Raw genomic sequence first — 14,364 nt, 5'->3', positions numbered from 1 at the left:
CAAGTTGGGTTCAGCTTTTTACTTGTTTTTTATTGTATTTTTCATCGAATTCTTTTCCTTCTAAGGAAGGGTCTAATGTTAATGGTTCGTCGCAATGCATGCAAGCATCAACTCGTCCAAGCATTTTAGTTTTCTTACTACAAGAAGGGCATGTCACTTGTACTGTTTTTGTTGAGAGCATACCAATCCAAAAGTAAACAACTGTACTACCGATGACAAAAAGGAAACCGAGTAACATTGTTAAACTCATCACTAGTGGAGAAGTCCTAAAGAAGATGCCGACGTACATAACGACGATACCGATAAAAACTAGCGATAATGCAAACGTGCGTATTTTATTTATTTTGTTTGTATATTTTATTCCCATAGAGTTATTCCCTCCTGATTAACAGTATAGCATACAGTAGGACAAGAGAAAAACGATATTAATTACCATGGTGCGAGTCTGTGTCGAAATAAGTAACGAAGTTTTTTATGATTATTCTTACAGAATTGAAGCTATAAAATGCACTACTAAAAATGAAAAGAGGGTTCTACTTTTTTGTGTCGAAATTATCCCTCATAGAAAATTATTTACGAAGAATTTTGTTTTAACTTAGAGAGGAGCAGGTAACAATGGAATCACTACTAAGACAATTATACCAAGATAAAGCAGGAGAAACGGATACGCTTGGTATTCTAATGGTAGAGAGGGAGTTTTTATGCGAATCTGTTACTGACCGCTTTGATGTAATATTGATTGTTGTAAAGGACATAGTAGAGGATCCATGGTTCGTTAAACATTATAAGTACGAAGATAAAAAGGTTGCGATGCATCAGGTTGACCGAAATACGATTAACTGTTGGGGTATATCTGGAAGCAATCGTAGATTTATTGACTGGTTTTTTAATGGGAAGATCTTATTCGACCGAAATGAAACAGTTGCTTCAATGAAGGATAGGGTAAGACAATTCCCTGTAGGAGACAGGAAGAAAAAAATAGGGATAGAGTTCGCGAAGCTTGTTCGACGTTTTGAAGATAGTAAGTCTTTTTATCACTCGGGGAACTATTTAGATGCTTTTAATAGTATTATGCATGCCTTACACCACCAAGCTCGGTTGGCAGTGATAGAAAGTGGGTTTTATCCGGAAGTGACGGTATGGAAACAAGTTAAGCATATCGAACCAGAAACATATAAGCTATACCATGAATTAATTGTGGGGAATGAACCGATAGAAAAAAGAGTCGAGCTACTATTAATTGCTAATGAATTTACCATTGGAACGAAGATGGATTTGGGGTGTAAACATATAATTGACATTATGAAGACTAAGGAAGAGTCGTGGTCGATTAATGAATTGATGAGTCATTATGAATTAAAGGATTACAGTGTTGACCTAGAACTTCTTATTGAATATCTTGTTCAAAAGAATAAGATTCAGACTACGTTAAAGGAAACAAAAGCGAAAGGTATTTATCACAGAAAATATTATTGTAGATAAAAAAAGAGAAAGTATTGACCGCGAGTATTCGACATGTTATATTAATAAGCGTCGCTGAAAAGACGAGGTGATTTTGGTTTTAAAAAAATCAAAATTATGTTTGACACAAAATGATTAAAGTGTTATATTATTAAAGTCGCTATCGAGCGGTTAATCATTTGTTCTTTGAAAACTGAACAAGACAAAAGCCAAGCGTAAAAGAGATGTAAACACATCTCGTTAATTTTCTCGATTTTTTAAAATCGAAACGTCACGTTTGTGACAGTGAGCTTATATCACACTTTCTAAGGAGAGTTTGATCCTGGCTCAGGACGAACGCTGGCGGCGTGCCTAATACATGCAAGTCGAGCGGACTGAAGGGAGCTTGCTCCCGGACGTTAGCGGCGGACGGGTGAGTAACACGTAGGCAACCTGCCTTGTAGACTGGGATAACTTCGGGAAACCGGAGCTAATACCGGATGTTAGATAATTCGCGCATGCGTGTTATCTTAAAGTTGGCCTCGGCTAACACTACAAGATGGGCCTGCGGCGCATTAGCTAGTTGGTAAGGTAGTGGCTTACCAAGGCGACGATGCGTAGCCGACCTGAGAGGGTGATCGGCCACACTGGGACTGAGACACGGCCCAGACTCCTACGGGAGGCAGCAGTAGGGAATCTTCCGCAATGGACGAAAGTCTGACGGAGCAACGCCGCGTGAGCGATGAAGGCCTTCGGGTCGTAAAGCTCTGTTGTTAGGGAAGAACAAGTGCCGTTCAAATAGGGCGGCACCTTGACGGTACCTAACCAGAAAGCCACGGCTAACTACGTGCCAGCAGCCGCGGTAATACGTAGGTGGCAAGCGTTGTCCGGAATTATTGGGCGTAAAGCGCGCGCAGGCGGTCTTTTAAGTCTGATGTGAAAGCCCACGGCTCAACCGTGGAGGGTCATTGGAAACTGGGAGACTTGAGTACAGAAGAGGAGAGTGGAATTCCACGTGTAGCGGTGAAATGCGTAGATATGTGGAGGAACACCAGTGGCGAAGGCGACTCTCTGGTCTGTAACTGACGCTGAGGCGCGAAAGCGTGGGGAGCAAACAGGATTAGATACCCTGGTAGTCCACGCCGTAAACGATGAGTGCTAGGTGTTAGGGGTTTCGATGCCCTTAGTGCCGAAGTTAACACATTAAGCACTCCGCCTGGGGAGTACGGCCGCAAGGCTGAAACTCAAAGGAATTGACGGGGGCCCGCACAAGCGGTGGAGCATGTGGTTTAATTCGAAGCAACGCGAAGAACCTTACCAGGTCTTGACATCCTTTGACCACCCTAGAGATAGGGCTTTCCCCTTCGGGGGACAAAGTGACAGGTGGTGCATGGTTGTCGTCAGCTCGTGTCGTGAGATGTTGGGTTAAGTCCCGCAACGAGCGCAACCCTTGATCTTAGTTGCCAGCATTCAGTTGGGCACTCTAAGGTGACTGCCGGTGACAAACCGGAGGAAGGTGGGGATGACGTCAAATCATCATGCCCCTTATGACCTGGGCTACACACGTGCTACAATGGATGGTACAAAGGGCAGCGAAACCGCGAGGTTGAGCCAATCCCATAAAGCCATTCTCAGTTCGGATTGTAGGCTGCAACTCGCCTACATGAAGCCGGAATCGCTAGTAATCGCGGATCAGCATGCCGCGGTGAATACGTTCCCGGGCCTTGTACACACCGCCCGTCACACCACGAGAGTTTGTAACACCCGAAGTCGGTGGGGTAACCTTTTGGAGCCAGCCGCCTAAGGTGGGACAGATGATTGGGGTGAAGTCGTAACAAGGTAGCCGTATCGGAAGGTGCGGCTGGATCACCTCCTTTCTATGGAGTATTTAACTCTAGTCGACGGACTTCACATTATGTGTTGTTCGACGCTTCGGACTTTTGTCGTTCAGTTTTGAGAGAATAAATCTCTCAACAAATACATTTGCTCCTGCGATTACTCGTCGCAAGGCAGCAAAGAAGCTACTCAATGTAGTAGCCTTGTTCTTTGAAAACTAGATAGTGATTTATATATGCAACTAGTATAATTTGATCGTTTATCGATTGAGTTTTACTTGAGAAGTCAAGAATTCATTTAAGTGTAATCGCCTTAGCGATTACACGCTGACGAACCTTTAAGGTTTTAATTAGCAATTCGTAATTTGCAATTAGCAATTATGTTTTGTCATGGTTAAGCTAGAAAGGGCGCACGGTGGATGCCTTGGCACTAGGAGCCGATGAAGGACGGGACGAACACCGATATGCTTCGGGGAGCTGTAAGTAAGCTTTGATCCGGAGATTTCCGAATGGGGGAACCCACCATCCGTAATGGGATGGTACCCATACCTGAATACATAGGGTATGTGGAGGTAGACCTGGGGAACTGAAACATCTAAGTACCCAGAGGAAGAGAAAGCAAATGCGATTTCCTGAGTAGCGGCGAGCGAAACGGAATATAGCCCAAACCAAGAGGCTTGCCTCTTGGGGTTGTAGGACACTCTATACGGAGTAAGAAAGAAACGAAGTAGATGAAGCGACCTGGAAAGGTCCGCGAAACAAGGTAACAGCCCTGTAGTCGAAACTTCGTTTCCTCCAGAGTGGATCCTGAGTACGGCGGGACACGTGAAACCCCGTCGGAATCTGGGAGGACCATCTCCCAAGGCTAAATACTCCCTAGTGACCGATAGTGAACCAGTACCGTGAGGGAAAGGTGAAAAGCACCCCGGGAGGGGAGTGAAACAGATCCTGAAACCGTGTGCCTACAAGTAGTCAGAGCCCATTTACGGGTGATGGCGTGCCTTTTGTAGAATGAACCGGCGAGTTACGATGTCGTGCAAGGTTAAGCAGATAATGCGGAGCCGTAGCGAAAGCGAGTCTGAATAGGGCGATTACAGTACGCCGTCGTAGACCCGAAACCGTGTGATCTACCCATGTCCAGGGTGAAGTTCAGGTAACACTGAATGGAGGCCCGAACCCACGCATGTTGAAAAATGCGGGGATGAGGTGTGGGTAGGGGTGAAATGCCAATCGAACTCGGAGATAGCTGGTTCTCCCCGAAATAGCTTTAGGGCTAGCCTCGAGGTGAGAGTATTGGAGGTAGAGCACTGATTGGACTAGGGGTCCCCACAGGATTACCGAATTCAGTCAAACTCCGAATGCCAAATACTTATCCTCGGGAGTCAGACTGCGAGTGCTAAGATCCGTAGTCAAGAGGGAAACAGCCCAGACCATCAGCTAAGGTCCCAAAGTATACGTTAAGTGGAAAAGGATGTGGAGTTGCACAGACAACCAGGATGTTGGCTTAGAAGCAGCCACCATTTAAAGAGTGCGTAATAGCTCACTGGTCGAGTGACTCTGCGCCGAAAATGTACCGGGGCTAAACGTATCACCGAAGCTATGGATTGACACCTTAGGTGTCAGTGGTAGGGGAGCGTTCTAAGTGCTGCGAAGTCAGACCGAGAGGACTGGTGGAGCGCTTAGAAGTGAGAATGCCGGTATGAGTAGCGAAAAGAGGGGTGAGAATCCCCTCCGTCGAAAGCCCAAGGTTTCCTGAGGAAGGCTCGTCCGCTCAGGGTAAGTCGGGACCTAAGCCGAGGCCGAAAGGCGTAGGCGATGGACAACAGGTTGATATTCCTGTACCACCTCCTCACCGTTTGAGTAATGGGGGGACGCAGTAAGGTAGGGTAAGCGCACTGATGGATATGTGCGTCCAAGCAGTTAGGCTGGTAAGTAGGAAAATCCGCTTATCGTAAAGGCTGAGCTGTGATGGCGAGCGAAATAATAGTAGCGAAGTTCCTGATCCTCCACTGCCAAGAAAAGCCTCTAGCGAGGTGAGAGGTGCCCGTACCGCAAACCGACACAGGTAGGCGAGAAGAGAATTCTAAGACGCTCGGGAGAACTCTCGTTAAGGAACTCGGCAAAATGACCCCGTAACTTCGGGAGAAGGGGTGCTCTGTTAGGGTGCAAGCCCGAGAGAGCCGCAGTGAAAAGATCCAAGCGACTGTTTAGCAAAAACACAGGTCTCTGCGAAGCCGCAAGGCGAAGTATAGGGGCTGACACCTGCCCGGTGCTGGAAGGTTAAGAGGAGAGGTTATCCTTCGGGAGAAGCTTTGAATTGAAGCCCCAGTAAACGGCGGCCGTAACTATAACGGTCCTAAGGTAGCGAAATTCCTTGTCGGGTAAGTTCCGACCCGCACGAATGGTGTAACGACTTGGATACTGTCTCAACGAGAGACCCGGTGAAATTATATTACCTGTGAAGATGCAGGTTACCCGCGACAGGACGGAAAGACCCCATGGAGCTTTACTGTAGCTTGATATTGGATTTTGGTACAGTTTGTACAGGATAGGTAGGAGCCTTGGAAACCGGAGCGCAAGCTTCGGTGGAGGCGTCGGTGGGATACTACCCTGACTGTATTGAAATTCTAACCTAGGACCGTGATCCGGTTCGGGGACAGTGTCAGGTGGGCAGTTTGACTGGGGCGGTCGCCTCCTAAACAGTAACGGAGGCGCCCAAAGGTTCCCTCAGAATGGTTGGAAATCATTCGTAGAGTGCAAAGGCATAAGGGAGCTTGACTGCGAGACCTACAAGTCGAGCAGGGACGAAAGTCGGGCTTAGTGATCCGGTGGTTCCGCATGGAAGGGCCATCGCTCAACGGATAAAAGCTACCCTGGGGATAACAGGCTTATCTCCCCCAAGAGTCCACATCGACGGGGAGGTTTGGCACCTCGATGTCGGCTCATCGCATCCTGGGGCTGAAGTAGGTCCCAAGGGTTGGGCTGTTCGCCCATTAAAGCGGTACGCGAGCTGGGTTCAGAACGTCGTGAGACAGTTCGGTCCCTATCCGTCGCGGGCGTAGGAAATTTGAGAGGAGCTGTCCTTAGTACGAGAGGACCGGGATGGACACACCGCTGGTGTACCAGTTGTTCCGCCAGGAGCATAGCTGGGTAGCTACGTGTGGACGGGATAAGTGCTGAAAGCATCTAAGCATGAAGCCCCCCTCAAGATGAGATTTCCCATTACGTTAAGTAAGTAAGACCCCTTAGAGATGATGAGGTTGATAGGTCTCGGGTGGAAGCATGGTGACATGTGGAGCTGAGAGATACTAATCGGTCGAGGGCTTATCCAATTTTCTAAGGTTGAAATGAATTCGACGACCTGCATATATAACACTATCTAGTTTTGAGAGAACAACTCTCAGTTGAAAGCAATTTCAGCGAAGAAATCTGCTCCTGCGGTTACTCGTCGCAAGTCTTGCGAGGAAGTATCACAGAGTGGTTGACTTAGTGATGATGGCGAAGAGGCCACACCCGTTCCCATGCCGAACACGGAAGTTAAGCTCTTCAGCGCCGATGGTAGTTGGGGGCTTCCCCCTGCGAGAGTAGGACGTTGCTAGGTTTATATTTTTCCACAGTAGCTCAGTGGTAGAGCAATCGGCTGTTAACCGATCGGTCGTAGGTTCGAGTCCTACCTGTGGAGCCAATTGGAGAGCTGTCCGAGTTGGCCGAAGGAGCACGATTGGAAATCGTGTAGGCGGTCAAAAGCCGTCTCGAGGGTTCGAATCCCTCGCTCTCCGCCAGGATTTACTATTAATTTAGATGGCCCGTTGGTCAAGCGGTTAAGACACCGCCCTTTCACGGCGGTAACACGGGTTCGAATCCCGTACGGGTCACCATATAAATATGGAGGATTAGCTCAGCTACGAGCATTACTTCATAGAATATTCTACGAGTTGTTTCGACGCATAGACAACTTGATTAAATTAGAAGAGGAAGAAACAGGGGTCTACTCTGATTTGACTTCATCAATACTTCGGAGGATTAGCTCAGCTGGGAGAGCACCTGCCTTACAAGCAGGGGGTCGGCGGTTCGATCCCGTCATCCTCCACCATATTTCATACTAATAACGACGCGGGGTGGAGCAGTCTGGTAGCTCGTCGGGCTCATAACCCGAAGGTCGGCGGTTCAAATCCGTCCCCCGCAACCAAAAACGTAAGCTTCCTGATTAAGCATCATTGTAGTTTTTTGCGACGAGTAACCGCAGGAGCAAATCCTACATCGTCGATTTCACTAAAATTTATCTGGTCCGGTAGTTCAGTTGGTTAGAATGCCTGCCTGTCACGCAGGAGGTCGCGGGTTCGAGTCCCGTCCGGACCGCCATTTAATTCTTTAATGCAGATATGGCTCAGTAGCTCAGTCGGTAGAGCAATGGACTGAAAATCCATGTGTCGGCGGTTCGATTCCGTCCTGAGCCACCATTTTATTGCCGGTGTAGCTCAACTGGTAGAGCAACTGACTTGTAATCAGTAGGTTGGGGGTTCAAGTCCTCTTGCCGGCACCACTATAAATAAAAAAGAAGAATTATAATTAATTATCACTTTTTCTAATCTGGATTCATATGGTATAATATATAATGTATTTTTAATTATGGAGGGGTAGCGAAGTGGCTAAACGCGGCGGACTGTAAATCCGCTCCTTAGGGTTCGGCGGTTCGAATCCGTCCCCCTCCACCATTTAACTCAATAGGGGCATAGTTTAAAGGTAGAACAGAGGTCTCCAAAACCTCCGGTGTGGGTTCAATTCCTACTGCCCCTGCCAATATTGGGCTATAGCCAAGCGGTAAGGCAACGGACTTTGACTCCGTCATGCGCTGGTTCGAATCCAGCTAGCCCAGCCATATAAGCGGAAGTAGTTCAGTGGTAGAACACCACCTTGCCAAGGTGGGGGTCGCGAGTTCGAATCTCGTCTTCCGCTCCAATTTTTAAAATAAGAAGGCGGCATAGCCAAGTGGTAAGGCACGGGTCTGCAAAACCCTTATCCCCCGGTTCGAATCCGGGTGCCGCCTCCATATACATAATTAGTCCTAGCCGGGGTGGTGGAATTGGCAGACACACAGGACTTAAAATCCTGCGGTAGGTGACTATCGTGCCGGTTCAAGTCCGGCCCTCGGTACCATTTATTTACATAAAAGACAAAGACAATATCTCTTAATGAGTTGTCTTTTTTTTGTGGTCAAAAATTTATCAAATCATATTACTTTTGTTGATATGGAAGAATAGATAGTAGTTTTTTAAAGTTAAGTAATGTACCATTTGTCGAAGAACAGCAAAAAGTACTCTAATAAATTTAATACGATAAAGGTTGGATTAATAAATGTACAATTTATTTCGTAAGTACACATTTTGGTTTTTATTTCTACCGATTTCTATTGTAGTAATATTCGAAAGAATTGTTGTAGTATGGTTTTATAGACAACATCGAGTTGTGGGACATTCGATGTTTGACCCTTATTGGTTTGATTTCCTTGTTTTACATTACACACCTGCTTTGATTTTCATAACTGCAATGTTTTCCTATGTTATTACAACTTTAGTAAATAGAAAGTAAAATGGTAACTACTAATATAGACAGTTTGGTAAATTATAAACCAAAAAACGCCTTTCTACATATGTAGAAAGGCGTTGTATATGCTATTGTAGTTATGTATAAAAATGGTACCGGTAGTCGGGGTCGAACCGACACTCCAGAAGGAACACGATTTTGAGTCGTGCGCGTCTGCCAATTCCGCCATACCGGCATATTTAAACTAACAAAATTAATAATATCAGTTTCTTCAATAAGTGTCAATGTAATTTAAAACCGACCATTACATTTTAAAATAGTAGCTATAAAAAAAGAGCACCCTACCTTCGAGGTGACTTGCACCTACCCGATAAACCACTCATGCCTATGTATAGTTTAACTCTTCTGAGGATATCAGTCAATAAATTTTCAAGGATACTTAAGTAGTACTGCATATTTTAAAGGTGAACAGTTATATAGTTATGACTATATAGTAAGAGGGAAGTACTTACCATCGATGTGAGTGCTTTTTTTGTCGAAATTCTCTAATTCATAAAACGGGTTATCTACCCACTGCGCTAGTTTACTACCTAAAAGTTTAAAAGCTTTAAATTAGGTATTTGCGAGAATTTTTTATTTGTATTACTATTTGTAATCACAAGGTTTTGAAAATTCTTTCTTTTGATTACGAAGGGGTGTTTGAATTGACTGAAACAAAAATTCGACCGGCTACAAATAGTACAGATTATAATACTCAATTTCCTATCATTCAAGTTATTGATAATCAAGGTAAGTTTGTCACAGATTTATATAAAAGCGCTATCTCTGAGGAGTTAGTTAAAAAGTTCTACCGTCAGTTAGTTTGTATGAGAATATTCGATCGGAAAGCAAAAAGTCTTCAGCGTCAGGGACGTCTTGGTACATATCCTCCATTTGAAGGGCAAGAGGCAGCTCAGGTTGGTAGTGCCTATGCATTAGATGAAAATGATTGGATGTTTCCTACCTATAGAGACCATGCTGCAAGTATTACATTTGGAAACTCTTATTCTATTTTATCTTCATGGAATGGAAGAGTAGAGGGGAATGTACCACCTAAAGGAAAGAAGATTTTACCTCCATCTGTTCCGATTGCGACTCAATTACCATTAGCAACAGGTGCGGCAATGGCAGCGAAGAAACGAGGTACTGGTCAAGTAGCTATTTCTTACTTTGGTGATGGAGCTACATCTGAAGGTGATTTCCATGAAGGGTTAAATTTCGCTAGTGTCTTTAAAGCACCTGTTGTATTTTTTAATCAGAACAATAATTATGCTATTTCACTGCCAATCTGGAAGCAAATGAATTCAAGTACGATTGCACAAAAGTCAGTTGCTTATGAAATTCCTGGTGTTCGAATTGATGGTAATGATATCTTTGCTGTTTATTTTGAAACGAAGAAGGCAGTGGAGCGTGCTCGTAATGGTGAGGGTCCAACTCTTATTGAAGCGATGACTTGGAGATATGGTGCGCATACAACGGCAGATGACCCTAGTAAATATCGTGACCAGGATGAAAGTGAAAAGCGGAGAGAAAATGACCCAATTACACGCCTAGAATTATTCATGAAAGAGTACGGGTACTGGGAAGAAGCTTACGCACAACAAGTACAAGATGAATCGACAAAAGAAGTGGACGCTGCGGTTAAAGAAATGGAAACGATGCCACCACCTGATATAAATCATATCTATGATTATATGTTTGAAGAGTCTACTTGGACTATCAAAGAGCAAAAGGAACAGTACTTAAAGCATTTGCGAGGTGAAGTATAAATGGTAACGATGGCAAAGACGAAACAGCTAACATTTATTCAAGCAATTACAGATGGTATGCGTGTAATGCTTCAAGAACAGGAAGAAGTAATCATTTTAGGTGAAGATGTTGGACAGAATGGGGGCGTATTTCGTGCAACTGATGGACTTCAAGCAGAGTTTGGTGAGGAGCGAGTATTTGATACGCCATTAAGTGAAGCAGGCATTATTGGTACATCGATCGGAATGGCGATGAATGGAATGAAGCCAATTGCTGAAATACAATTTGCTGGCTTTATTTATCCTGCCTACGAACAAATAATGACTCATGCAACACGTATGCGTTATCGTTCATTAGGAGAATTTACAGTTCCTATGGTAATTCGTGCCCCTTATGGAGCTGGTGTACGTGCTCCGGAAATTCACTCTGATAGTGTGGAGGCTTTATTTACTCATATGCCGGGAATTAAAGTTGTTTGTCCATCAACTCCCCATGATGCAAAGGGTTTATTAATTTCAGCGATTGAAGACCCTGACCCGGTATTGTTTTTAGAAGCACTTCATTCTTATCGTTCAGTACGTGGGGATGTTCCAGAAGGGAAGTATACTATTGAAATTGGAAAAGGAGAAAAAGTAAAAGAAGGCGAAGATGTAACTATTATCGCATGGGGTGCGATGATGCCAATTGCGATAAAAGCTGCCGAAGAGGCGGAAAAAGGTGGAGTATCTTGCGATGTAATCGATTTACGTACATTGTACCCAATTGATAAAGACATAATTGCAGAATCAGTTCAAAAAACAGGACGCTGTGTTATCGTTCATGAGGCACAGTCAACGGGTGGCCTTGGAAACGATATTGTATCTATTATCAATGACACGTCATTCTTATATATGAAAGCACCAGTAGAGCGGGTAACTGGGGCAGATGTTCATGTACCTTTTTGGGCATTAGAGAAACATTATATACCGACAGCTGCTCGTATCCAAAAAGGAATTCAAAAGGTTGTTCATTTTTAAATTTTTAAATAAATTTTGTTTAAAAGTAAGAGTTTCAGGATATTGCTGAGGCTCTTTTTTATTTAAAATAACCTATAAATGGTAATATAATTAGGTAGTATTGAGCTTATTCTGGAGAATAAATCATCTGTTGGGGTGAGATAATGAAAAGGAAAAATAGGAAGGAAGGGAAATGGGATTGGGTCCTAGATGTACTATTTTTCATACCTGAACTAATTTTATTTCCGATAAAGTTATTGCTTAGAGGTTTTTTTGCTTTTATAAAACAGTGGAACTAGGTAATTAAAAAAACAGAAAACACTACGAGAGTCTTATTAATTGACAACGGTATTGCCATTAATTATACTAAACCATATAAATAGTATGTATAGCAACTATTTTTAGAGAGGGATTCATTTGAAATTATCTTTACAAGACTATATAAGTATTAAAATTCATAAAACAGATTTGTTCCTTACTAGCTTTATTAAAAGTAAGTTAGCTGAATTCAATCTGGCTCCAGAGCAGAATTTGATTATGATGCTTCTTTGGGAAAAGGATGGCTTGACTCAGAATCAACTTGTAGAAAAGCTTGCTAAGGATAAGACGAATATTGCAAGAATGGCTTCTAGTCTTGAGAAAAAAGGCTTCATTAGAAGAAGCAATTGTCAAGATGATCGTCGTTCTGTAAGACTCTATCTTACTCCAAGTGGTAAAGAACTTGGTGAAGAAATAATTCCTATCGCAGAAGAGTTTAATGAGGTAGTTTGTAATGGTATTTCAAAAGAAGAGTTAGATGAATTAGAACGAATTCTTTCAAAAATTAATATAAATGTCCAAACTAATAGATAATTGGACATTTATCTATTTTAGTTGCTATGACAACTTAATGGAGCTATAAGGTTGCTATAACAACTTAATTATATTACTGGAGGTATTTTTAATGGCATATGTATTATTTATTAAAGCTAATTCAAGACCAATTGAACAAGCGGTGAGTGTAAAGCTTTATCAAGCTTTTCTTGAAAGTTATAAAGAATCACACCCTGAAGATACTGTAACTGAACTTGATTTATTTAAAGAAAATCTACCTTACTATGATACAGATAAGATTAATGGTATGTATAAGCTTGCTAATGGGATAGATTTAACTTCTTCAGAGAAGGAAGCAACTGATTTAGTAATAAAATATTTAAATCAATTCCTTGAAGCAGATAAGGTAGTAATTGCATTCCCGCTATGGAACTTTACGGTGCCTGCTGTATTACACACTTATTTAGACTATTTAGCTCAAGCTGGTAAGACATTCCGATATACAGCTGAAGGTCCAGTCGGTCTAATACCTGATAAACAGGTTGCTCTATTAAATGCAAGAGGTGGAGTGTACTCAGAAGGTCCTGCTCAATCTGCAGAAATGGCAGTAAATTTTGTGAAAACTATGTTTAACTTCTGGGGAGTTCAAGAGACAACGGATGTAATTATTGAAGGTCATAATCAGTTCCCTGATAAAGCAGAAGCAATTATTGAAGAAGGGTTACAAACTGCAGCAAAAGTAGCTGCTAAGTTTTAATTATAGTATCTCACTTTATTAAGAAAAAGGAGTGTTAGTTTATGTACGATATCGCAATTATTGGCGCAGGTCCTGCTGGGGCAAGTGCTGCACTTATTACTGCAAAGGCAGGAAAGAAGACTTTATTAGTTGATAATAACAAAAGCATGACAGCAAGAGCTTGGGTAGAAAATCATTATGGAGTAATGGAAGTTTCAGGTCCTGATTTACTTGAAACAGGGAAGAAACAAGCAACTAAGTTTGGTTCTGAATTAGTAGAGACAACTGTTGAATCAATTTCAAAAACAGACGGTGGATTTAAAGTAGAAACAGAAGACCAATCGTACGAAGCAAAGCATGTAATTATAGCTACTGGTGTTGCAGTTAATCTAGCAGAATCAGTAGGAGTTAGTACGAAAGATGGTAGTGAACCAAGAATAAAGACTGTAATTGATGTAGATTCTGAAGGTAAAACTAATGTTGAAGGAATTTGGGCAGCGGGTACAGTAGCAGGAGTTAGTGTTCACACAATCATTACTGCTGGTGATGGAGCAAAGGTTGCATTTAATGTAGTTAGTCAGCTTAATGGAGAACGTTATGTTGACCATGACATTTTAAAATAATCGTTCAAAAGGAGAGTAGTGATCTACTCTCCTTTTGAATTGTAAAAAACATGTTATTTTACTCTTGTAGTTGAATTTGATATCTTACACATAGCTGTGATAGTGCTGAACACGATGAACAGGCTGCAGAAAAAACAATTGAAGCGGTTGTTCATTGGTTTAAGGAATTGAATGGATATGATACGCTTGAAAATGTAGGTATAAACCTTAGCGACATTCGCCTAATGGCAGAAGAAACGATTCGTATCGGTGGGGGTGAATCGGGGGTCTTAGCAGGTACGCATTCACTAACAGTTGAAGATGTAGTAGGAATATTTGAAGAAGTATATTCTGACAAATAAAACTAGCATTCAAGCTAATAAAGGTTGGGACACAAGTCTTCAATAGAGGATGCAATGACTCCGTTCACTACGCGCCTTGAAAGGAGAAAATCACTCCTTTCAAGCCTTTTAAAAGATGTAGAGACTCCGCTAATCGCTTCGAGGCTAGGACAAAAGGTCAAAAGAATCTTTTGTCCTAGCCTCTTTTCTTTTCTAAAGTAATTATTTAACAAGGTAATCGAATACACTATGTGTAAATTACTATGTAAG

The 14,364-nt window shown here is 42.7% G+C and carries 8 protein-coding genes, 15 tRNA genes and 3 rRNA genes; 24 read left to right on the top strand and 2 right to left on the bottom strand.

What is annotated here, in order from left to right; all coding sequences use genetic code 11:
- Positions 1-10: 10 nt before the first annotated feature.
- Positions 11-367: a YgzB family protein gene (locus CD003_RS13740; protein WP_096201650.1), complete on the bottom strand. Its 357-nt coding sequence runs from the start codon at positions 365-367 to the stop codon at positions 11-13.
- Positions 368-615: 248 nt separating this feature from the next.
- On the opposite strand from CD003_RS13740, the gene CD003_RS13735 reads away from it, so the two are divergent.
- The 18 genes from CD003_RS13735 (at position 616) to CD003_RS13650 (ending at position 8,432) form a co-directional block, all read left to right on the top strand.
- Entirely contained in the window at positions 616-1,482 is an 867-nt protein-coding gene (locus CD003_RS13735) for a nucleotidyltransferase-like protein (RefSeq protein ID WP_096201649.1), read from the top strand.
- A gap of 283 nt (positions 1,483-1,765) precedes the next feature.
- Positions 1,766-3,317, top strand: a 16S ribosomal RNA gene (locus CD003_RS13730).
- Between the two features lie 350 nt (positions 3,318-3,667).
- A 23S ribosomal RNA gene (locus tag CD003_RS13725) occupies positions 3,668-6,607 on the top strand.
- Positions 6,608-6,760: 153 nt separating this feature from the next.
- Positions 6,761-6,876 (top strand): 5S ribosomal RNA (rrf, locus tag CD003_RS13720).
- The 16S, 23S and 5S rRNA genes sit together here with 14 tRNA genes alongside, the layout of an rRNA operon.
- 9 nt (positions 6,877-6,885) lie before the next feature.
- Positions 6,886-6,960, top strand: a tRNA-Asn gene (locus CD003_RS13715).
- Between the two features lie 3 nt (positions 6,961-6,963).
- Positions 6,964-7,057 (top strand) — tRNA-Ser (locus tag CD003_RS13710).
- A 21-nt stretch (positions 7,058-7,078) separates the two neighbouring features.
- Positions 7,079-7,153, top strand: a tRNA-Glu gene (locus CD003_RS13705).
- Between the two features lie 139 nt (positions 7,154-7,292).
- Positions 7,293-7,368: transfer RNA gene (locus CD003_RS13700), tRNA-Val, on the top strand.
- Between the two features lie 19 nt (positions 7,369-7,387).
- Positions 7,388-7,464, top strand: a tRNA-Met gene (locus CD003_RS13695).
- A gap of 96 nt (positions 7,465-7,560) precedes the next feature.
- Positions 7,561-7,637, top strand: a tRNA-Asp gene (locus CD003_RS13690).
- A 22-nt stretch (positions 7,638-7,659) separates the two neighbouring features.
- Positions 7,660-7,735: transfer RNA gene (locus tag CD003_RS13685), tRNA-Phe, on the top strand.
- Between the two features lie 7 nt (positions 7,736-7,742).
- Positions 7,743-7,818, top strand: a tRNA-Thr gene (locus CD003_RS13680).
- Between the two features lie 88 nt (positions 7,819-7,906).
- Positions 7,907-7,990, top strand: a tRNA-Tyr gene (locus tag CD003_RS13675).
- An 11-nt stretch (positions 7,991-8,001) separates the two neighbouring features.
- Positions 8,002-8,075: transfer RNA gene (locus tag CD003_RS13670), tRNA-Trp, on the top strand.
- A 4-nt stretch (positions 8,076-8,079) separates the two neighbouring features.
- Positions 8,080-8,154, top strand: a tRNA-Gln gene (locus CD003_RS13665).
- Between the two features lie 5 nt (positions 8,155-8,159).
- Positions 8,160-8,234, top strand: a tRNA-Gly gene (locus CD003_RS13660).
- A 16-nt stretch (positions 8,235-8,250) separates the two neighbouring features.
- Positions 8,251-8,325, top strand: a tRNA-Cys gene (locus CD003_RS13655).
- Between the two features lie 18 nt (positions 8,326-8,343).
- A tRNA-Leu gene (locus CD003_RS13650) sits at positions 8,344-8,432 on the top strand.
- A gap of 537 nt (positions 8,433-8,969) precedes the next feature.
- On the opposite strand, the gene CD003_RS13640 is transcribed toward CD003_RS13650, so the two are convergent.
- Positions 8,970-9,054 (bottom strand) — tRNA-Leu (locus CD003_RS13640).
- Positions 9,055-9,523: 469 nt separating this feature from the next.
- Between CD003_RS13640 and pdhA the strand changes: the two genes are divergently transcribed.
- The 6 genes from pdhA (at position 9,524) to CD003_RS21930 (ending at position 14,115) form a co-directional block, all read left to right on the top strand.
- On the top strand, positions 9,524-10,627 hold the full coding sequence (gene pdhA, locus CD003_RS13635) for a pyruvate dehydrogenase (acetyl-transferring) E1 component subunit alpha (protein WP_257008317.1): 1,104 nt from the start codon (positions 9,524-9,526) through the stop codon (positions 10,625-10,627).
- Positions 10,628-11,623 (top strand): alpha-ketoacid dehydrogenase subunit beta, encoded by a 996-nt coding sequence (locus CD003_RS13630; protein ID WP_096201647.1) that lies wholly within the window; start codon positions 10,628-10,630, stop codon positions 11,621-11,623.
- Between the two features lie 396 nt (positions 11,624-12,019).
- The gene (locus CD003_RS13625; protein WP_096201646.1) at positions 12,020-12,454 is read left to right on the top strand and encodes a MarR family winged helix-turn-helix transcriptional regulator; all 435 of its coding nucleotides are present in this window, start codon (positions 12,020-12,022) and stop codon (positions 12,452-12,454) included.
- Between the two features lie 91 nt (positions 12,455-12,545).
- Positions 12,546-13,172 carry an FMN-dependent NADH-azoreductase gene (locus CD003_RS13620; protein WP_096201645.1) on the top strand — a complete coding sequence of 209 codons (627 nt, stop codon included), beginning with the start codon at positions 12,546-12,548 and terminating at the stop codon, positions 13,170-13,172.
- A 41-nt stretch (positions 13,173-13,213) separates the two neighbouring features.
- Complete coding sequence (locus CD003_RS13615; protein ID WP_096201644.1) at positions 13,214-13,774, top strand: FAD-dependent oxidoreductase; 561 nt, start codon at positions 13,214-13,216, stop codon at positions 13,772-13,774.
- 167 nt (positions 13,775-13,941) lie between these two features.
- A complete protein-coding gene (locus CD003_RS21930; protein WP_179295555.1) occupies positions 13,942-14,115 on the top strand; it encodes a hypothetical protein in 174 nt (57 codons plus the stop codon).
- Positions 14,116-14,364: the final 249 nt, after the last annotated feature.

Source organism: Bacillus sp. FJAT-45350 (assembly GCF_002335805.1).
In the GTDB taxonomy this organism is placed as follows: Bacteria; Bacillota; Bacilli; order Bacillales; family NISU01; genus FJAT-45350.
This window is presented reverse-complemented; position numbering and strand designations above follow the sequence as displayed.